Origin of the sequence: Mitsuaria sp. GD03876 (genome assembly GCF_029840635.1) — a bacterium.
Taxonomy (GTDB): Bacteria; Pseudomonadota; Gammaproteobacteria; order Burkholderiales; family Burkholderiaceae_C; genus Roseateles.
Window position 1 is genome coordinate 1 of record NZ_JAOCCU010000032.1, and the last position, 19055, is coordinate 19055.

Below are 19055 nucleotides of genomic sequence, written 5' to 3' on the forward strand. Positions count from 1 at the left end.
CAAGTCACAAGGCTGGAAGACCCATGAAATTCGCCACCTGGAACGTCAACTCCCTGGCCGTGCGCCTGCCGCAGCTGCTCGAGTGGCTCGCCGCCAATCCGGTCGACGCGCTCGTGCTGCAGGAGACCAAGCTCACCGACGACAAGTTCCCGACGATGGAGATCGCGGACGCCGGCTACCAGGTCCAGTGGTTCGGCCAGAAGACCTACAACGGCGTGGCGCTGCTGAGCCGCACGCCCGCCCAGGACGTGGTCAAGAACATCACCGGCTACGCCGACGAGCAGGCGCGGCTGATCGCCGGCACGGTCGACGGCGTGCGCGTGATCGGCGCCTACTTCCCCAACGGCCAGGCGCTGGACAGCGACAAGTTCGTCTACAAGATGGCCTGGCTGGACGGCCTGCGCGCCTGGCTCGCCAGCGAGCTGCAGCAGCACGAGCAACTGGTGCTGATGGGCGATTTCAACATCGCGCCCGAGGACCGCGACTGCTACGATCCGGCCGCCTTCGTCGGCCAGACGCACACCTCGCCGCAGGAACGCGCGCACTTCCAGGCGCTGATCGACCTGGGCCTGACCGACGCCTACCGGATGTTCGAGCAGCCGCCCAAGAGCTACAGCTGGTGGGACTACCGGATGCTGGGCTTCCAGAAGAACAAGGGGCTGCGCATCGACCACATCCTCGTCAGCAACGCGCTGAAGCCGAGGGTCACCGCCTGCACGATCGACCGCCAGATGCGCAAGCTGCCCAAGCCCAGCGACCACGCGCCCGTCATCGTCACCCTGGACTGACCGCGCGCGCTCGCGCGTCGGGTCCGGGCACCCCACTCCGCCAACCGCGCGACGTCGACGCGACGCGCGCCGGGCGGTGCTCGCGCCGGCACCCCGCCGGGCCGCGACTTCGTTCACGCCGCGGTAGCACCCCTTGATCCAGGCCTCAATGGCTTGATCTTGCGCAACTTGCGCCGCGCGGCCCTCCCCGATGCTTCGTCTTGATCCAGATCAAGACAAACGTACAGGGGAAGGCATCCGATGAGAACGAATCTACCGGTCACGCAACGCGAGTTCCCGTTTCCCGAAGGCCGGGCGCTGGTCTCGACCACCGACCTGAAGGGCCGCATCCAGCACTGCAACGACGTATTCGTCGCCGTCAGCGGCTTCAGCCGCGAGGAGCTGCTGGGCAAGCCGCACAACCTGATCCGCCATCCCGACATGCCGGCCGAGGCGTTCCGCGACCTCTGGGCCACGATCCAGGCCGGCCACCCGTGGTCGGGCCTGGTGAAGAACCGCCGCAAGGATGGCGACCATTACTGGGTGATGGCCAACGTGACGCCGCTGCTGCGCGGCGACGCGCCGATCGGCTACCTGTCGGTGCGCAGCCAGCCGACGCGCGCGCAGGTCGCGGAGGCCGAGGCGCTGCATGCGCGCATGAAGACCGCCGAACGCGACGGCCGCGCCCCCGTCGTGCTGCGGCAGGGCCGCGTGCGCGGCACCTGGTGGCAACGCTCGTTGCGGGGACTCGGCGCGGCGCTGCGTCCGGGCGCGCGTCGGGCGGAGTGGCGGGAGGGCCTGCGCGTCGCGGGCCGGCTGTCGGCCGGCGATCTCAGCCTGCCGCGGGGGAGTCGTGCCGAGCGGCATGGCTTGCTCGACCGCGCCCTGACACAGCTGCGGGTGAACCTGCGCGCGCTGGTGTCGGACACGCAACATGAGCTCGGGCAGATGCGCGCGGTGTCCGACGCGATCGCGCATGGCAACCACGACCTGGCGCATCGCACCGAGGCCCAGGCGGCGAGCCTGGAGCAGACCGCCGCCAGCATGCGTCAGATCACCGACGAAGTCCGCGGCAACCGCGACGCCGCGCATCGCGCGCGCCAGGTGGCGGTGGAGCTCGGCGAGGCGGCGCGGCGCAGCGACGGCAACGTGCGCTCGGTCAACGACACGATGCAGGCGATCGCGCAGGCCTCGGCCCGCATCGGCGAGATCACGCAGCTGATCGAGGGCATCGCGTTCCAGACCAATCTGCTCGCGCTCAACGCGGCGGTCGAGGCGGCGCGCGCCGGCGAGCATGGCCGCGGTTTCGCGGTCGTCGCCGGCGAGGTGCGCGCGCTGGCGCAGCGCAGCACCGTCGCGGCGCGCGAGATCAAGCAGCTGATCGCCGCCTCCGGCGACAAGGTCGAGGCCGGCACCCGCCAGACCGGCGAGGCGCGCCGCAGCATGGCCGACACGCTGTCCGCGGTCGAGCGCTTCGGCGGCGTCATCGAGGACATCGAGCGCAGCGCGCAGGCGCAGCTCGACGACATCTCGCAGGTGACCGACGCGGTCCGTCAGCTGGAGCAGATCACGCAGCAGAACGTCGCGATGGTCGAGGACCTGGCGCGTTCCTCGGACAAGCTGCGCGGCCAGGCGCAGGAGGTGGCGTCGGCGCTGAACGTGTTCCGGATGGAGGCATGAGCGCCCGGATTCCCCAGGGGGGCTGGAGGGCTTGAAGGCCTGAGGTTCTGAGGCTCTGCGGGCCCGGACGCGTCGTCGCCCGCGGGCGACGCGGCGCTCAGGGCGTGTCGCCGTCGAGCTCGTCCGGATCCAGCTCGCCGCGCATCAGCGCCGCGCATTCGTCCAGCAGCGCATGCAGGCGCTGCACCCGCTCGTCGCCCAGCCGCTCGTTGAGCGACAGCTGCGCGCGCTTCCAGGTCGCCTTCATCTGCTTGCGGCGGGCGTGGCCCTCCTCCGTCGCCTGCAGCTGCCGGCTGCGCGCGTCGGCGCCGGGCAGCATCTCCACCAGCCCCATCGCCAGCAGCGGCTGCACGTTGCGCGACAGCGTCGACAGGTCCAGGTCCATGCGCCGGGCGAGTTCGCTCGGCTGGATCGGTCCCAACACGACGACATGCGACAGCAGCGCGTACTGCGTGGTCTTCAGGCCGGTCTCGGCGAAATGGGCCTCGCAGTGGTTGGACACCAGCCGCGTCACCTGCCGCAACTTGAAGTTGGTGCAGCCCTTGGGCGAGATCGGCTCCGCCTGCGCGGTCGCGCACGGCGATTTCGTGGCAGTGGCGTTCATGGGGCGCTCGGACAGGTGTCGCGTGGAGGCTTGACAGCGGAAGATTGTAGCTGCAACCATTGCAGCCGCAAGTTTCCATCACCAGACAGGATGCCCCATGAGCGCAGTTCCGACCCCCTCGCACGACGAGGCGCTGGCCCAATGGCTCGATGAAGAGAAAACCGCCCGCGCGAAGTTCCGCCCGGATCACGGCGTCGCCACGATGGCGGAGATCGCCGGCCTGAACGGCCTGGAACAGATGCAGGCGATGCTCGACGGCAAGCTCCCGCCGCCGCCGATCGCGCAGACCCTGGACTTCACGCTGCTGCGCGTGGCCCGGGGCGAGGTGATCTTCCAGGGCACGCCCAAGGTCCGGCACTACAACCCGATGGGGACGGTGCACGGCGGGTGGTACGCGACGCTGCTGGACTCCGCGCTGGGCTGCGCCGTTCACACGACGCTGGATGCCGGGCGGGGGTACACGACGCTGGAACTCAAGATCAACCTGGTGCGGGCGCTCAACGAGCGCGTGCCCGTCGTGCGCGCCATCGGCCGCGTGCGCCACGTCGGCCGGCAAATGGCCACCGCCGAGGCCGACCTGGTCGGCCACGACGGGAAGTTGTATGCGCATGGGAGCACGACTTGCTTGATCTTCGATCCGCCGAAGCGGTGAACACGGCAGCCGGCCTCGCAGGCTCTGAAAGCCCTTTTCATCGTTGAGCTCCCACCCCATCCCCGCCTTCCAAGCGGGCGAGGGATCCGCAGGCGGATCCCTTCCGGGGGAAGGGCTGAGCTCCCACCCCATCCCCGCCCTCCGAGCGGGCGGGGCAGATGTCACCCCACCCCGGCCCGCCCCCAAGGGGCGGGTGAGCTTCGGGAGGGGGCGCGTTGCGCGTCAGCGCAGCGCGCTGGCTTCCTTGGCCAGTTGGGTGATGCGGGCCCAGTCGCCGGCGTTGACGGCGTCGGCCGGCGTCAGCCAGGAACCGCCGCAGACCTTGACGTTGGGCAGCTTGAGGAAGTCCGGGGCGGTCTGGACGGTGATGCCGCCCGTCGGGCAGAAGGACACGTCGGCGAAGGGGCCGGCCAGGGACTTCAGCAGGTTGACGCCACCGACCGCCGTCGCGGGGAACAGCTTCAGGAAGGTGTAGCCGGCGTCCGCGGCCATCATCACCTCACTGGCCGTCGACACGCCCGGCAACAGGGGCAGGAACTGCGCCTCGCAGGCGCCCGCCAGCTCATGCGTGAAGCCGGGGCTGACCGCGAAACGGGCACCGGCCTTCTTCGCCGCCGTCGCATCGGCCGCCACGCGCAGCGTGCCAGCGCCGACGATGGCCTCCGGCACCTCCTTGGCGATCGCGGCGATCGCCTCCAGCGCCGCCGGCGTTCTCAGCGTCACTTCCAGCACCTTCACGCCACCAGCCACCAGCGCGCGCGCCAGCGGCACCGCATGCTCCACGCGGTCGATGACGATGACCGGAATCACCGGGCCGTGATCGGCCAGGCTCAGGGTGTCCTTGAGGGAAGTCATGGGATGGTCCTCCTAGTCGAATCCGAAATCATGCGGCACGCGCCGCCCAGCCTCACAGCCAGGTGACCGCGCCCTCCTCCGCCGAGGTCACGTTGCGCCGCATGCCGGCGAACAGCTCCCGGCCCATGCCCGCGCCGTTGTCCACCACCGCGTCCGCGGTGATCCGCGCCAGCTCGCGGCGATCCCATTCGGCCGCCGGCACCAACGCGGTCAGCTCGCCGCTGTTGGCGCACACGCGCACCAGGTCGCCATCGCGCAGCTTTGCCAACGGGCCGCCCGACAGCGCCTCCGGGCTGACATGGATCGCCGCCGGCACCTTGCCCGACGCACCGCTCATGCGGCCGTCCGTCACCAGCGCCACCTTGAAACCCTTGCCCTGCAGCACCGCCAGCGGCGGCGTCAGCTTGTGCAGCTCCGGCATGCCATTGGCCTGCGGCCCCTGGAAACGCACCACGACAACCACGTCGCACTCCAGCTCGCCGGCCTTGAACGCCGCCTGCATCGCCTCCTGGCTGTCGAAGATCCGCGCCGGCGCCTCGACCGTGTGCCGGTCCTCCGGCACCGCCGACACCTTGATCACCGCCCGGCCCAGGTTGCCCGCCAGCAGCTTCAGCCCGCCCGTCGGCGAGAACGGCGCCGCGGCCGTGCGCACCACCGCCTCGTCGTTGCTGCGGGCCGGCAGGTCGGACCAGGTCACCGACCCGTCCTCCGCGCGGCGCGGCAGCCGGCCGAAGGCGTTCAGGTCCTGGCCCGACACCGAGGTCAGCACGTCGCCATGCATCAGGCCCGCGCCGATCAGTTCCTTGATCACGAAACCCGGTCCGCCCGCGGACTGGAACTGGTTCACGTCGGCGCTGCCGTTCGGATACACCCGCGCCAGCAGCGGCACCACCGCCGACAGGTCGGAGAAATCGCCCCAGTCGATCAGGATGCCGGCCGAGCGCGCCACCGCGATCCAGTGGATCAGGTGGTTCGTCGACCCGCCGGTCGCCAGCAGCGCCGCCATCGCGTTGACGATGCTGCGCTCGTCGACCATGCGGCCGATCGGCGTGTAGTCGGCCTGCGGAATGATCTTCAGCGCCTGGCGCACCGCCTCGCGGGTCAGCGCCTCGCGCAGGCCGTCGTGCGGATGCACGAACGCCGCGCCCGGCACATGCAGGCCCATCGCCTCCAGCAGCATCTGGTTGCTGTTGGCCGTGCCGTAGAAGGTGCAGGTGCCGGCGCCGTGATAGGCCTGGGATTCGGCCTGCAGCAGCTCGTCGCGGCCGACCTTGCCTTGCGCGTAGAGCTCGCGGACCTTGGCCTTGTCGTTGTTGGACAGGCCCGAGCTCATCGGCCCCGCCGGCACGAACACGCAGGGCAGATGCCCGAAATGCAGCGCGCCGATCAGCAGCCCCGGGACGATCTTGTCGCAGATGCCCAGCAACAGCGCCGCGTCGAACACGTCGTGCGACAGCGCCACCGCCGTGCCCATCGCGATCGTGTCGCGCGAGAACAGGCTGAGCTCCATGCCCGGCGTGCCCTGCGTGACGCCGTCGCACATCGCCGGCACGCCGCCGGCGACCTGCGCCGTCGCGCCCAGGCGGTGCACCTCGTCGCGGATGAGGGCCGGGTAACCCTCGTAGGGCTGGTGCGCCGACAGCATGTCGTTGTAGGCGGTCACGATGCCCAGGTGGGGCGCCTTCTCCGCCACGATGCGCAGCTTGTCGTTGGCCGGCATCGCCGCCACCGCGTGCGCCACATTGGCGCAGCCCAGGCGTTGCACGCCGCGCTGGCGACCCGCCATGCGCTCGATCAGGTCCAGGTAACGCTCGCGCGAAGCGGCGCTGCGCGCCTTGATGCGCGCCGTGACGTCCAGAAGCGTCTTGTTCATGCCGACTGCTGATGTAACTCAGCCAGGGTTAGATTGGTAACCATATTACACGCCCGCGAGGACGTCCACCTCTCCTTGGCGGGTTTCCCAGGTACAAGCGGGTTACGAAAACGCTCGCCCCAAGCTCGCCCCGAGCTCGCGGCAGACCACGTTCCCGAATCCGTGGAAGGCAGACGGCGATGGAGGACGGAAGGGCATGAGGTTCAGGCGCTTGCCGCCTGTGGGAGAGCCAGGACCGAGCACAGTCCAGTGGACTGTGCGACGCCTGGCGAGCGCTGGAGGACCGCAGGTCCGACAGCCTCATGTCCTTGCGGCCAGCGCACCTACGTTGGCAGGGGGGCGGTCCCCCTATGGCAGCATGACCAAGATGATTGACGACCCACTTGCCGAGGCCCGGCTCGAGGACCTCCCCCCGCACAGCCAGCAGCTGCTGGAGATCGCCGAACGCCAATGGGACCGCGAGCAAGGCCTGATGCTGTTCGCCTACGGATCGCTGATGTGGAACCCGGGCTTCGCCCCGGCACAGACGCTGGTGGCCAAGGTCCAGGGTTACCACCGCGCCCTTCGGCTGCGCTCGCTGGTCAACCGGGGCAGCGCCGACCAGCCCGGCCTCGTGATGACGCTGCTCTCGGGCGGCAGTTGCCGTGGGCTGCTGTACCGCGTCGCCCCCGAGGACAGCGCGGCCACGCTGCGCCGCCTGTGGCTGCGCGAGATGGTGGTCGGCACCTACGTGCCGCGCTGGCTGGACTGCCACGTCCCCGACGGTCACGGCGCCCGCAAGGCGCTGGCCTTCACGCTGTCGCGCCGCAGCCCGGGCTGGGTGGGCGAGCTCGGCGACGAGCGCCTGCTGCACATCCTGCGCCACGCGCGCGGCCGTTACGGCACGACGCTGGATTACCTGCAGCGCGCCGTGGTCTGCCTGCGCGAACACGGCATCCACGATCGCGCGCTGGAGCGCCAGCTCGCGCTGGCCAAGTTGAACGGGCTCTGAGCCCGCGGGCGGATCGCGAGCTCAGCCGGCCGTGCGGATGCCGATGTCGCTCGGACGCGGCATCGACGGATCGATCGCCAGCCGCTGCAGGTCCTCGACGGTATCCACGTCGATGAGCACGCCGGGGTCGTCGACCTCGACGGCCTGCGCCGGGTAGCGCGCCAGCAGCCGGCGCGCGCCTTCGTCGCCCTGCAACCCGGTGAGTTCGGAGAAGAGCTCCGCGCTGAAGCCGACCGGATGGCCGCGGCGGCCCCGGTGCTGCGCGTAGGCGATGGGATCCTTCTCCAGCGCCTGCGCGACCGCCGCCAGCGTGCTGGCGCGCACCATCGGCATGTCCGCGGGCAGGATGAGCCAACCCGGCGCGTCCCCGGTCGCCGCGACACCGGCCGCGATCGAGTGCCCCATGCCCAGCGGCGCGGGACGGCCGAGGCGGTCCTGGTCGGGCAGCACCAGCATGTCGCGCGAGGCCACGTGACGTCGAACCAGCGGCGCCAGCGCGGTCGAGGTCACCACGAGCATCGGCAGGCCGGACGCCAGCGTCTGGCGCAGCGTGAGCGCCAGCACGGTGTCCCCGTTCAAGACCTGTTCCAGCTTGTGGCCCTCGCCGCGAAAGCGCTGGCCGCGCCCTGCCGCGAGCACGACGACGGCGGGTCGTCGTTGATTCATGCGTACTTCCTTCTGGTTGGTCCCGATCCTCCCTGGGCCGCCTCTGTCCGGCACGGCTTCGTGTGGGACAGCATGCCTGCCGGCCGGGAGCGATCCCACCCGGAGTTTCACGAGTGGGAGCTTTACTTAAGGATTCGCCCGATACTCCGAAGGATGGACAAACTCTCCGACCTTCGAAAGAGCTACGAGCGCGACGAGCTCGACGAACACCTGGCCGCCGGCGAGCCGCTGCGCCAGTTCCGCGACTGGTTCCAGCAGGCGCTGGACGCCAAGGTCCCCGAACCCAACGCGATGACGTTGGCCACCGTCGGCGCCAACGGCCGGCCGTCGACCCGCATCGTGCTGATCAAGGACATCGAGGAACGCGGGCTGGTCTGGTACACGAACTACGACAGTCGCAAGGGCCAGGAACTGGCGGTCCATCCGTTCGCGGCGCTGCAGTTCCACTGGGTCGAGCTGGAGCGTGTCGTGCGCATCGAGGGCGTGGTCGAAAAGGTCGACGGCGCGCAGTCGGATGCGTACTACGCGTCGCGGCCGCTGGATTCGCGGCTGGGGGCCTGGGCCTCGCCGCAGAGCCAGGTGATCGCGTCGCGCGCGGTGCTGGTCGCCAACGCGGCCAAGGCGGCGGCGCAGCATGGGCTGAACCCCAGTCGACCGCCGCATTGGGGCGGCTTCCGGCTCGTGCCCGAGCGCTGGGAGTTCTGGCAGGGTCGCAAGTCGCGGTTGCATGATCGGCTGGTGTATCGGCGCGACGGCGCGGACTGGGTCCGCGAACGGCTCGCGCCCTGAGGACAGAGGACCTCGACGACCCTCATTCCCCGCCCTCTCCCGCGGCCCCCTCTCCCGCACGGCGGGAGAGGGATGGGGTGAGGGTCGGGTGAGTCCTCCCGTCAGAACTTGACCTGCACCCCCGCGAACAGGCTGCGTCCGGCCAGCGGCGTCAGCGGACGGATCGTCTGCACGCTGCCCGCGCTGTAGGCCAGCTTGTTGGCGAGGTTGTCCAGCTTGACGTACCACATCGCGTCGAGGTTCCCGATGTCGAAGTGGCGCGCGATGTTCAGCCGCAGGATCCCGTAGCCGCCGGTCGGCGTGTCGAACGCCGGCACGCGGTCCTGGCGCATCGCGCCGCGCAGCTCCGCCTGGATCAGCCACGGCCCGCGCTCCGCCTGCAGCGACAGGCTGCCCCGCACCGGCGACAGCCGCGGCAGCGGCTGGCCGGTGTCACGGTCGGTGCCGCGCACCAGGTCCACCGTGGTGCCCAGCGTCAGCCCCCAGCCCATCAGCGCCGGCAGCGGCTGGCGGCCCTCGAGCTCGACACCGTGCATCCGCGCCCGCACGCCGCGGTACAGGAACTCCGGCACCGAGGACGTCTCGCCGTCCTCGCCGACCTCGTCGATCGAGCGCCCGCTCGCATCCAGCGCGATGTAGTTGGAGAAGCGCGTCTGGTAGACCTGCACGCTCCACTTCGCGTCGCCCTGCTTCCAGTGCAGGCCCAGGTCGATCGCCTTGGCGCGCTCCAGGCCCAGGTTCACGTCGCCCACCTCGAACGCGCCCGACGCCACGTGCACGCCGTTGGCGAACAGCTCGTAGAACGTCGGCGCGCGCTGGCTGCTGCTGAGGTTGCTCGACAGGCTGAAGCCGTTGCCCAGCTCATAGGCGCCGCTCAGCGAGAAGCTCTTCGGGCTGAAGCGCCGGGTCACCGGATCGCCGAAGCGTTCCTCGTCGCCGCCGCGCGAGCCGACGTTGACGCGCTCCGCGCGCGCGCCGGCCTGCAGGCTCCACGGCCCGGACTTGAACTGCTCGATCAGGAACAGCGCGTTGTTGCGGGTCTTGGTGGTGGGCACCAGCGCCTCCTCGCCCAGCGCGGAGAAGTCGCTCAGTTCCCACTGCCAACCCAGCACGCCCTGCACCGACCCCCAGTCGCCCTGGAAGGCCGCGTGCGTCGCCTCGACGCGGCCGTCCTTGCCGCGCGACGAGAACACGGTGCCGACCTCGCCGCTGCCCTCCACTTCCTGGTGCTTGTAGCGGCTGCTGGCGAACTGCCAGGTCACGCGCGCCAGGCCCGGCAGCGGATCGCGCCACTCGCCGGCGGTGGCCAGGCGCTGGCGCTGCATCTCGATGCGGACATCGGGTTCGACGGTGACGCCGTACTCGTTGTGATAGTCCTCGACCGACACGCCGGCATAGCCCTGCGAGAACAGCAGCGAGCCGCCCACCGCGCCGCTGCGGCCATGGCTGTCGGAGTTGCGGACATGCGTCGAGCTGCCGTCCTCGCTGGAGAAGCGCGGCACGCGCTGGTCGTCGGCGCGGCGGTCGGCCGCGTCGACGTGCCAGGCGAAGCCGGTGGTGCCTGCGGTGCCGCCGTCCAGCACGACCGCGCCGCCGCGCTCCTTGGACGCGCCGCCCAGGCGCAGTTCGGCCGCGCCGCCCAGGCCGGGCTGCGCCGCGCGCGGGATGCGGTTGTCGATCGCGTTGACGACGCCGCCGATCGCGTTGCCGCCGTACTGCAGCGCCGCGGCGCCGCGCAGGACCTCGACGCGGGTCAGCACCAGCGGGTCGACCGGCAGCGCATGGTCGAAGCTCAGGCTCGACGCGTCGACCGACGCGCCCGAGTTGCTCAGCATCCGCACGCGATCGCCGTCCAGGCCGCGCATCGTCGGGCGGTTGCTGTTGGGGCCGAAGTAGGTCGACCCCACGCCGGCCAGGCCGTCCAGCGTCTCGCCGAGGTTGGCGCCGCGCTTGAGCGTCAGCGCGTCGCCGCTGAGCGCCTGCACCGGGGAGGCGAGCTCGCGCTGGCTGAGCGGATTGCCGGTCACGACGACCGCGTCCAGCTTGTGCTTGTGCGGCCGGGTCGCGCCGCCGGACGCGGTGTCGGCCTGGGCCGCCTCGGCGGAGGCACCGTTGGCGGTGTCGGCGGCCGCGGTGCTCGCCTGCTGCGCCCAGGCGCTACCGGCGGCCAGGCCCAGCGCGAGCGCCATCAGCGTGGGTTGGAAAGGGACGCGGCCCAGCGGGGACGGCGCCAGCGAACGGATCGAAGCGGAAATGGTGATGGCCATGGAGACACTCTCGAGCGCCGGCGGACCCAGGCCGCGGCGCCATCAATGTTGTGGAACTCCCGCGCGCGAATGCATGCGGTCCGCGGCGGCAAGGCCGCGGCGGTCCGGAACGGGAGCGATCGATGGAGGTGTCAGGCCCGCGGCGGTCCGCGCGCGCCCTTGCGCCACCACTGCGCGAGCGTCGCGTCGTGGGGCGTGTCGACGCCGGCCGGCAGCGCCGGCGGCAAGGCGGTCCAGGTCAGCGCCTGGACGATGGGGCCCAGCGCATGGCTGAGCTGGTCCAGCAGTTGGCAATCGCCGGAGCCGGCGAGGTGCCCGAACTTCAGCGCGCCGCCGTCGTCGGGCGACACGCGCTCGACCTCGACGGCCTGGCGCGCGGCGGCGACCGCGAGCCGGACCGGCTCGGGCATCGGCCCGCCGTGCAGCGCGCGGTGCACCAGGCCCAGCGCCTGGAAGCCCAGCAGCGCGACCAGGCACAGCCAGATCCAGCCGCGTTGGCGGCGGGTCGTCGGCGTGAGGGTCGCGTGTCGCATCGGGATCGGGGCGGGGTCGCGGGGCTCAGCGGCCCGCGGGCACCGCCTGCGTGACGCGGTAGAACATGCCGTACGGGTCGTCGCCGAGCACGGCCATCTGGCCTTCGACGGTGACCACGTCCAGCGTGTAGCGCACCGGGGACTTGCTGCGCACCTCGACCAGGCCTTCCGGACCGGCGGGCACGCAGAAGGAGCAACTCGTCGGCACCGACGACAACAGGAAGTGGCTCTGCTTGTCGCCGGGCTCCAGCGGCATCATGAAGCCCTGGACCTTCACCGTGCGCTTGTCCAGCGCCAGCACGCCGGCGGGGAAGCTCGGGATGACCTTGCTCCGGTCGGCCTTCACCGTCACCGAGGACAGCAGCTTCCAGCTGACGACGCCTTCGACCTCCTGCAGCGGCTTGAACGGGCTGCGCGGGTCGTGGTAACCGGGGCCGGATCCCATCGGCATCGCGGCGCCCGAGGCGGCCGCCTGCGCCCGCGCCTCGACGGCGATCGCCAGCGTCGCCGCGCCCGCCATGACGATCGTCAGGAGCGACGTCGGCAATCGGCGAAGGCGTGGCGCGGCGTTGGCGGAACGTGCAGGCATCGGGAGATGGGCATGAACGCGGACTCAGCGCCGCGTGAAGCCCGCCATTGTGCACCGCCCCGGTGACGGCTCGAACGAACCCCGGGGCGAGCCGCGGTCATCGCGGCGTCTGCAGCAGCTCGGTGACGTCGAGCCGGTAACCGCGCCAGGCCGGCCAGGCGGCGGCCAGCAGCGCCAGGCCGAGCGCCAGGGCCGGCACCAGCGCCTCCCACGGCGAGCACCAGGCGCCGGAGATCCGCACCGACTGCTGCGACGCGAGCACGCCGCCGAGCACCGCCGCCAGCGCATGGGCCAGCCCCAGCGCCAGCAGGGTGGCCAGGGCCGCGAGCATCAGCGCCTCCAGCGCGATCAGCCCGGCGACGCGTGCCGGCGTCGCGCCGAGCATGCGCAGCATCGCGAGATCGCCCTGGCGCTCGCGCACCGCGTGCAGCAGCGCCACCAGCACCGACAGCGCCGCCGCCAGCAGCAGCACGCCGCCGAAGCCGCGCAGCACCTCGACACCGACGCCCACCATGCTCAGCAGCCGCGCGGTCTCGAGCGCCGGCACCGACGCCTGCAGCCCGGCCTGCGCGTTGACCCAGCGCGGCAGCATCACCGCGGCAAGCGGGCTGCGATAGCGGACCAGCACCATGCTGACCTCGAGGGTGCTCTGATCGGCATGGGCATGCAGATGCTCGTCATGCGCCTCCCACACCGAGGCCAGGTCCGTCAGCACCAGCCGGTCCACGACACCCCCGGTCGGCGCCAGCACGCCGGTGACCTCGTAGGCCTCCTCGTGCTCGTCGCCGCCGGACGCCAGGCCGTGCGTGCCGTGGAAGCGGTCGCCGGGTTTCAGGCCGGCCTGCCTCGCCACCTCGGCGCCGAGCACCGCCTGCATCGGCGCGCGCCAGCCCTGCCCTTGCGCGATCGACAACCGGTACATGCCGAGGTACTCGGCCGTCGTGCCGACGATGCGGAAACCCCGGAAGCTGTCGCCGAGCGAGATCGGCACCGCCTGCGCGACCAGCGGTTGCGCGCCTAACTGCGCCACCGTCGCCAGCGGGATGTTCCCGGTGGATTGATCGAGGTGGAACACGCCGGCCAGCAGGATCTGCATCGGGCTGCCCTTGGCGCCGACGACCAGGTCGATGCCGCCCAGGTCGCGCTTGAGGCCTTGCTCCAGTTGCTCGCTGACCAGCACGACGAAACCGATCGCCGCCAGCCCCAGGCTCAGCAGCATCAGGTTGAGCGCGGTCAGCATCGGACGCGCCCAGAGGTAGCGCCACGCGAGGCGCGGCAGGTTCAACGGCGCGCGGCTCATGCGGTCGAGACGTTCGTTGCCTTGCCGGCGGGCGACGCTGGATCCAGCGCAGACGCGGCGGTGCCAGCACTCCGGCCCGCCAGACGCAGCCGATGCAGCGCGGGCCAGTCCGCCCACGCGGCCTCGATGCGCGCGTCGTGCGACGCGATGACGAGGCAGACGCCATGCTGGTCCGCCACGCGCCGCAGCAGCGCGAGCGTCGCCTCGCAGGCGTCGTCGTCCAGGTTGGCGGTGGGCTCGTCGGCCAGCACGAAACGCGGCGCGCGAAGGAGCGCCCGCGCCAGTGCGACGCGTTGCGCCTGGCCCTGGCTGAGCGCATGCGGACGGCGCTCGATCAACGCGCCGATGCCGAGCTCGTCGAGCACCGCCTCGATCCTCGCCCGGTCGGGCGCCAGCCCGGCGGCGACGAAAGGCAGCGACAGGTTGTCGCGCACGCTCAGCGACGGGCTGAGATGCAGGCGCTGCGGCATGAAGCCGAGGTTCGCGCCGCGCCAGGCATCGCGCGCGGCCGGCGCGAGCGCCCCGACCTCGACGCCGCCCATCGCGAGCCGCCCTGCGGACGGCGTCAGCAGCCCGGCCATCAGCGCCAGCAACGTGCTCTTGCCGCTGCCCGAGGCGCCGCGCAGCAGCAGATGCGCGCCTGCCGGCAAGAGGAAATCGGGGAACGACAGTTCGGCGGCGTCGATGCCGCCGTTCTCGCTACCGCTACCGCTACCGCTGCCGCCACCGCCGCGGTGGACCGCACCGACGCCAGCATCAGCGCCGGAGCGGGCGGCATCGCCACGGCCATCGCGGCCGTCGCGGCCGTCGCGGCCGTCGCGACGATAGCGGTATCGCAGCCGCTCGAACGCGACCAGCGGCTCGTCCCCCGTCAAGGCCATCAGCCGGCCGCCCCGTCCTTCAGCAATTCCTTGAATTTCTTGGCGAACTTGTCGACCTTGGGCGCGACGACAAAGGCGCAGTAGCCCTGCTCCGGGTGATTGGCGAAGTAGTCCTGGTGATAGGCCTCGGCGGGCCAGTAGTTCTGCTCGGGCTGGACTTCGGTGACGACCTTGCCGCCGTGGGCGCGCTGCGCCTCGTCGACGACCTGGCGGATCACGCCCAGCTGCTCGGGCCGGCTGTAGTAGATGCCCGAGCGGTACTGCGTGCCGACATCGGCGCCCTGGCGGTTCAGCGTCGTCGGGTCATGGATGGTGAAGAACACCTGCAGCAGGTCCTCGAGCGAGACGACCGCGCTGTCGAAGCGCACCCGCACCACTTCCGCATGGCCGGTGTTGCCGGAGCAGACCTGCTCGTAGTTCGGGTTCTCCAACGGCCCGTTGGTGTAGCCCGACTCCACGCCCAGCACGCCCTTGACGCGCAGGAACACGGCCTCGGTGCACCAGAAGCAGCCACCGCCCAGGGTGATCAGTTCCTCGCCGGGGCGAAGCGTGACGGGGTTCGGGGTGGTGCTCATGGCGTGTCCTCGTGAAAGCTGTCGGCCGGCTCAGATCGGGCCGGATCATCGCGGATCAAGCCCCGCGCCGGCCGCTCACTGTGCGCTCAGCGCCAGGTCCACGCGCGGCTGCCAGGGCTTGTCCTTGTCGTCGCCGCGATCGTCGCCGGCCGCGTGCAGCTTCGGCGAGGCCAGGAACATCCGCGCGTTGGCCACGCCGCGCTCGATCAGCGCGTCGCGCACGGCCACCGCGCGCTGCAGCGCCAGCTCGCGCAGTTGCTCGTCGGTCACGGTGTAGCTGTCCATCAGCAGCGCGCGCATCTGCTCGGCCGGGATGTCCTTGGCCAGGCCGAGGAAGTTGCGCGGCTTGCCCGGCAGCTTGGCGTTGTCGTAGACGGTCTTGAGCAGGCGCGCGCGCTGCGCGTCGTCGAGCTCGACCGGCGCCGCGCTGGCGTCGGACCCCGCGCCGGACGCTGCCGGGGCCGCCGCCTGCGTGAACGCGCTGCGGCGCAGCTCGCGGCGGCGCTCGGCCACCAGCGCCTCCTCCAGCCGGGCGGCCTGCGCCGCGCGGCGCTCCGCCTGCGGATCGACCCAGCCGGTGATGCTCAGCTGCAGCGACGGCTTGTCGCCCAGCACCTTGGTCAGCGGCTCGAGCTTCTTCGCCGCCTCGGGCGCCAGCGCCGCCGTGCCAGGGCGGAATTCCAGCTGGCTCATCTCCGCGCCGCCGCCGCCCGACAGCAGCGAGAACGGCGCCGTCAGCGCCTTGGCCAGCAGGTTGAGGATCAGCTTGACCACCAGCCCGCCGACGCTGAACTGCGGGTCGTTGAGCGAGCCGCTGACCGGCAGGTTGACGTCGATGACGCCGTCGCGGTCCTTGAGCAGCGCCACCGCCAGCTTGACCGGCAGCTTGGTCGCGGTCGGGCTGTCGATGCGGTCGCCGAAGGTCAGCTGGTTGAGCACGATCTTGTTGTCCGCCTGCAGCCGGCCGCCGGGCTCGATCTGGTAGTGGACGCGGGTGGAGAGCTTGCCGCGCTCGATCGCGTAGCCGGCGTACTTGCCGGCATACGGCGACAGCGGCGCGAGCTCGATGTCGGTGGCGCTGGCGGTGATGTCCAGCGCCAGCGGCGCGCCGCTGGGGTTGAGCTGGCCGCTGATGTCCAGCAGGCCGGTGCCCTCGACCTTGCCCTTGAGCTGCAGCGGCGCCATCGCCGCCGAACCGGCCGCGAACGCGCCCAGCGTGCCGGTGAGCTCGCTGAGGTTGGCGCTGTAGTTGGGCTTGATGAAGCGGTCGTTGAAGTCGACCTTGCCGCCGTTGAGGCGGGTCTCGGCGATGCTCAGGCGCAGCGGCGGCTCGCCGGCCGCGGACGAGGCCGCCGCCGACGCGGCCGTCGGCGCGGGGGCCGAGGTCGCCTGCGCCACCGTGGCCGCCACCGGCGCCGAGGCCGCCGGCGTGCCCGCCACCGCGGCCACCGCCTGGCCCTGCTCGGTCTGGTTGAGGTCGCGCAGGTTCAGCCGGCCCTGCTCGTTGACGATCAGCCGCGCGTAGAACTCGTCCAGCACCGCCTGCTGGATCTTCACGTCGGGCGCGCCGCCCGGCGCCAGCGCCACGCGCAGGCCGCCCAGCTTCAGGCCCTGCCAGCTGAGCAGGTCCTCGGCCGAGCGGCGCCGGCCCTCCTGCAGCCGCGCCTGGCGCAGCCGCAGGTCGGCGATCAGCAGCTCGCCGCCGGCGCGCACCGACGGCCCCTTGGGGGTCTCGGCGAACTCGAACCCGCCCCGCATCGAGCCCTCGGCCCGCTGCAGGTGGATGCCGATCGTCGGATCGAGGTAGGGATCGGCCCAGTGCAGCGGCAGGTGCTCGGCGTTGACCTTGCCCGAGACCTTCAGCGGCGCGAGCGCGACCTGCCCGTTCCACTGGAACCGGGGCACGTCGCGCGTGGCGCGGCGCGTCGCATCGGGCCGCCGCAGCGTCGCGCTCAGTTGCGCCGGCAGCGCCTTGCGCAGCTGTCGGCCGTCCCAGTCGATGCCCGACACCTTCAGCGCCAGTTCCTGAACGCCGATCGGCCGGGCCGGCTCGTCGTCCAGCACATGCGTGGCCAGGTCCAGCAGCGTGGCTTCGCCGCCCTCGATGGCGACCTCGGCGACCTGGGCCGTCCACGGCGCGCCGGCGCCGGGCGCGGCGGCGACCTCGGCGCGTTCCGGGGCATCCAGCGTGAGCCGGTCGCCACGCGACTCGGGCGCGCGGCGGCGCGACGCGGCCGCGGCGCCCTGGCCCGCCGGCGTCGCCGAGGCGCTCGTCCAGGCGTCCCAGCTCCACTTGCCGGCCTTGTCTCTTCCCAGCTGCGCCTTCGGCGCGACCAGCGCCAGCCGGCCGGCGGTCAGCTTGCGGCTGTCCAGCGCGAGTTCGGCCTGGTCCAGGCTCAGTTGCTTGAGCGACAGCACCGGCTTCTTGCCGTCGGCGAGCTGCAGGCCGTCCAGGCTGAGCGCCTTCAGCGACAGGCGGAGGTCCTCGCCGTTCGGGCCGGCGCGCACCGCGCCCTGCGTCGCGAAGCTGCCCTGCAGCGACAGCGGCGTCGCGGCCTTCAGGTAGGGCGAGAGGCCGTCCAGCGCCAGGTCCTTCAGCGCCCACTCGAGCACGACGCCGGCCGCGCCGACCTCGCCCTTGCCGGACAGGCTCGCGGCGGACTTGGCGCCCTCGGGCGCGACGGTCGCGGCGATCTCGACCGGCGCCGCCTTGGCCGCCAGCGGCCAGCCCAGCCCGCTGCCCTTCACGCTCAGGCCGTCGACGCGCCAGGTGGCCGCGGGACGCAGCGATTCGTCGGTCCAGCCGATGCGGCCGCCCTCGAGCGCCAGCTGCTGCACGCCGACGCGCCACGGTCCCGCGGGTGCGGCGCCCTTGGCCGCGCCAGAGGCCGCGCCCGAGGGCGCGGGAGCCGGCTTCGGTGCCGCCTTCGGCGCCGCGGTCGTCGTCGACGCCGTCGCAGCCGCGAAGTCCGGCAGCCAGAGACGACCTTGCGCGTCGCGGCCCATCAGCAGCTCGGGTTGCTTCAGCGAGACCGCGCCCAGCAGCAGTTGCCGCTTCAGCGGTTGCACGTTGGCCAGGTCGATGGTCAGGGCCTGCCAGCGCAACCAGTCCTCCCAGCCGCCTTCGGCCGCCGCGCCGGCGCCGCCGTCCACGCGGCGCTGCAGCGACAGCGCGCGCACGGCCGTCCGGCCGCTGAGCTTCACTTCGGGCGCCTGCGTCGGCGGCTGCTTGAAATCGACCGTCAACTGCGCGTCGACCAGGCCCTTGGCCAGGCGCATCGGCAGCGCCTTGGGCCAGTAGGCGCGATAGGCCGACAGGTCGAGCGCGTCCAGCTTGACCGTCATGCTCGCGCTGCGGGTGTCGGCGAACGGCCGGGCCTCGCCCTCGCTCTGGAAGCCGACGCCGTTCAACTGCCCGGACAGGCGGGGCTGCACATGCACCTCGACGTCCGCGTCCAGCGTCGACAGGAAAGGAATGCCCAGGTGCAGCGCCTTGAGCTCATGGACCATGCCGGCCGCGCGATCGTCGAGGCGGAACTCGCCGTCGGTCAGCTCGATGTTGTAGACCGCGGCCTCGGCGGGGCCGTCGTCGGCCTTCGGCGGCGTCTGGGGCGCGGCGCTCAGCCGGGCGACGATGTCGTCCAGGTCGGTCTTGCCGTCCGGCAGCAGCGCCACCCGCACCCGCGGGGAGTCGACCGTCAGCGACGACAGCACCGGCGCCAGGTGCCACAGCGAGCGCGGCGACAAGGCGACCCCGACGCGCTTGATCTCCAGCAGCGGCGGTGCCGCGGCGGTCGGGCCGGCGATCTTCAGCTCCTCCAGCGACAGCGCGAGCCGCCAGGGCGTGAAGCTCGCGCGCCCCAGGGTCACCGGACGCCCGAGTTCCTCCGAGGCGATGCGCACGCCGACGCGCTCGATCCACATCGGCAGCGCCACCCACGCCACCAGCAGCAGCGCGACGAGGAACAGCACCAGGCCCACGAGCGCGCGCAGCACGCGACGAGGCCAGACGGGGAGCGCGGAGAAGAACACA

Annotated in this window: 16 protein-coding genes; 5 read left to right on the forward strand and 11 right to left on the reverse strand. The window is 71.8% G+C overall.

Annotation, left to right across the window (positions count from 1 at the left end):
* Positions 1-23 precede the first annotated feature (23 nt).
* Both N5D62_RS19195 and N5D62_RS19200 read left to right on the forward strand, forming a co-directional pair.
* Positions 24-788, forward strand: a complete 765-nt coding sequence (locus tag N5D62_RS19195; protein WP_279759484.1) for an exodeoxyribonuclease III — start codon at positions 24-26, stop codon at positions 786-788.
* A gap of 240 nt (positions 789-1028) precedes the next feature.
* Positions 1029-2447 (forward strand): methyl-accepting chemotaxis protein, encoded by a 1419-nt coding sequence (locus N5D62_RS19200; protein WP_279759485.1) that lies wholly within the window; start codon positions 1029-1031, stop codon positions 2445-2447.
* A gap of 97 nt (positions 2448-2544) precedes the next feature.
* On the opposite strand, the gene N5D62_RS19205 is transcribed toward N5D62_RS19200, so the two are convergent.
* Complete coding sequence (locus N5D62_RS19205; RefSeq protein ID WP_279759486.1) at positions 2545-3051, reverse strand: MarR family winged helix-turn-helix transcriptional regulator; 507 nt, start codon at positions 3049-3051, stop codon at positions 2545-2547.
* A 97-nt stretch (positions 3052-3148) separates the two neighbouring features.
* Here N5D62_RS19205 and N5D62_RS19210 point away from each other — a divergent pair, with 97 nt between their 5' ends.
* Complete coding sequence (locus tag N5D62_RS19210) at positions 3149-3703, forward strand: PaaI family thioesterase (RefSeq protein ID WP_279759488.1); 555 nt, start codon at positions 3149-3151, stop codon at positions 3701-3703.
* A gap of 222 nt (positions 3704-3925) precedes the next feature.
* Here N5D62_RS19210 and eda read toward each other — a convergent pair whose 3' ends face one another.
* Together eda and edd are read right to left on the reverse strand one after the other, a co-directional pair.
* The gene (eda, locus tag N5D62_RS19215) at positions 3926-4558 is read right to left on the reverse strand and encodes a bifunctional 4-hydroxy-2-oxoglutarate aldolase/2-dehydro-3-deoxy-phosphogluconate aldolase (protein WP_279759489.1); all 633 of its coding nucleotides are present in this window, start codon (positions 4556-4558) and stop codon (positions 3926-3928) included.
* A 52-nt stretch (positions 4559-4610) separates the two neighbouring features.
* Positions 4611-6431, reverse strand: a complete 1821-nt coding sequence (edd, locus tag N5D62_RS19220; RefSeq protein WP_279759491.1) for a phosphogluconate dehydratase — start codon at positions 6429-6431, stop codon at positions 4611-4613.
* Between the two features lie 358 nt (positions 6432-6789).
* On the opposite strand from edd, the gene N5D62_RS19225 reads away from it, so the two are divergent.
* Positions 6790-7422, forward strand: a complete 633-nt coding sequence (locus N5D62_RS19225; protein ID WP_279759492.1) for a gamma-glutamylcyclotransferase — start codon at positions 6790-6792, stop codon at positions 7420-7422.
* A 21-nt stretch (positions 7423-7443) separates the two neighbouring features.
* On the opposite strand, the gene N5D62_RS19230 is transcribed toward N5D62_RS19225, so the two are convergent.
* Positions 7444-8088 (reverse strand): nucleotidyltransferase family protein, encoded by a 645-nt coding sequence (locus N5D62_RS19230; protein ID WP_279759493.1) that lies wholly within the window; start codon positions 8086-8088, stop codon positions 7444-7446.
* Between the two features lie 153 nt (positions 8089-8241).
* On the opposite strand from N5D62_RS19230, the gene pdxH reads away from it, so the two are divergent.
* Complete coding sequence (pdxH, locus tag N5D62_RS19235) at positions 8242-8877, forward strand: pyridoxamine 5'-phosphate oxidase (RefSeq protein ID WP_279759494.1); 636 nt, start codon at positions 8242-8244, stop codon at positions 8875-8877.
* A 101-nt stretch (positions 8878-8978) separates the two neighbouring features.
* Here the strand turns inward: pdxH and N5D62_RS19240 are convergent, their stop codons facing one another.
* The 7 genes from N5D62_RS19240 to N5D62_RS19270 all read right to left on the reverse strand — a co-directional run bounded on the left by N5D62_RS19240 (position 8979) and on the right by N5D62_RS19270 (position 19018).
* Complete coding sequence (locus tag N5D62_RS19240; RefSeq protein WP_279759495.1) at positions 8979-11144, reverse strand: TonB-dependent receptor; 2166 nt, start codon at positions 11142-11144, stop codon at positions 8979-8981.
* A gap of 131 nt (positions 11145-11275) precedes the next feature.
* On the reverse strand, positions 11276-11677 hold the full coding sequence (locus N5D62_RS19245) for a hypothetical protein (protein ID WP_279759496.1): 402 nt from the start codon (positions 11675-11677) through the stop codon (positions 11276-11278).
* A 25-nt stretch (positions 11678-11702) separates the two neighbouring features.
* On the reverse strand, positions 11703-12224 hold the full coding sequence (locus N5D62_RS19250) for a DUF3299 domain-containing protein (protein WP_279759497.1): 522 nt from the start codon (positions 12222-12224) through the stop codon (positions 11703-11705).
* A 139-nt stretch (positions 12225-12363) separates the two neighbouring features.
* The gene (locus N5D62_RS19255) at positions 12364-13566 is read right to left on the reverse strand and encodes an FtsX-like permease family protein (protein ID WP_279759498.1); all 1203 of its coding nucleotides are present in this window, start codon (positions 13564-13566) and stop codon (positions 12364-12366) included.
* Positions 13563-14447, reverse strand: a complete 885-nt coding sequence (locus N5D62_RS19260) for an ATP-binding cassette domain-containing protein (RefSeq protein WP_279759499.1) — start codon at positions 14445-14447, stop codon at positions 13563-13565. The genes N5D62_RS19255 and N5D62_RS19260 overlap by 4 nt, the downstream gene beginning before the upstream one ends.
* On the reverse strand, positions 14447-15022 hold the full coding sequence (gene msrA, locus N5D62_RS19265; protein ID WP_279759500.1) for a peptide-methionine (S)-S-oxide reductase MsrA: 576 nt from the start codon (positions 15020-15022) through the stop codon (positions 14447-14449). The genes N5D62_RS19260 and msrA overlap by 1 nt, the downstream gene beginning before the upstream one ends.
* Before the next feature lie 75 nt (positions 15023-15097).
* Entirely contained in the window at positions 15098-19018 is a 3921-nt protein-coding gene (locus N5D62_RS19270; protein ID WP_279759501.1) for a DUF748 domain-containing protein, read from the reverse strand.
* Positions 19019-19055: the final 37 nt, after the last annotated feature.

Bases quoted from the DNA above. Each gene is read 5' to 3' on its own strand.
- N5D62_RS19195 (WP_279759484.1), top strand. From the start codon at position 24: ATGAAATTCGCCACCTGGAACGTCAACTCCCTGGCCGTGCGCCTGCCG.
- N5D62_RS19200 (WP_279759485.1), top strand. From the start codon at position 1,029: ATGAGAACGAATCTACCGGTCACGCAACGCGAGTTCCCGTTTCCCGAA.
- N5D62_RS19205 (WP_279759486.1), bottom strand. From the start codon at position 3,051: ATGAACGCCACTGCCACGAAATCGCCGTGCGCGACCGCGCAGGCGGAG.
- N5D62_RS19210 (WP_279759488.1), top strand. From the start codon at position 3,149: ATGAGCGCAGTTCCGACCCCCTCGCACGACGAGGCGCTGGCCCAATGG.
- eda (WP_279759489.1), bottom strand. From the start codon at position 4,558: ATGACTTCCCTCAAGGACACCCTGAGCCTGGCCGATCACGGCCCGGTG.
- edd (WP_279759491.1), bottom strand. From the start codon at position 6,431: ATGAACAAGACGCTTCTGGACGTCACGGCGCGCATCAAGGCGCGCAGC.
- N5D62_RS19225 (WP_279759492.1), top strand. From the start codon at position 6,790: ATGACCAAGATGATTGACGACCCACTTGCCGAGGCCCGGCTCGAGGAC.
- N5D62_RS19230 (WP_279759493.1), bottom strand. From the start codon at position 8,088: ATGAATCAACGACGACCCGCCGTCGTCGTGCTCGCGGCAGGGCGCGGC.
- pdxH (WP_279759494.1), top strand. From the start codon at position 8,242: ATGGACAAACTCTCCGACCTTCGAAAGAGCTACGAGCGCGACGAGCTC.
- N5D62_RS19240 (WP_279759495.1), bottom strand. From the start codon at position 11,144: ATGGCCATCACCATTTCCGCTTCGATCCGTTCGCTGGCGCCGTCCCCG.
- N5D62_RS19245 (WP_279759496.1), bottom strand. From the start codon at position 11,677: ATGCGACACGCGACCCTCACGCCGACGACCCGCCGCCAACGCGGCTGG.
- N5D62_RS19255 (WP_279759498.1), bottom strand. From the start codon at position 13,566: ATGAGCCGCGCGCCGTTGAACCTGCCGCGCCTCGCGTGGCGCTACCTC.
- N5D62_RS19260 (WP_279759499.1), bottom strand. From the start codon at position 14,447: ATGGCCTTGACGGGGGACGAGCCGCTGGTCGCGTTCGAGCGGCTGCGA.
- msrA (WP_279759500.1), bottom strand. From the start codon at position 15,022: ATGAGCACCACCCCGAACCCCGTCACGCTTCGCCCCGGCGAGGAACTG.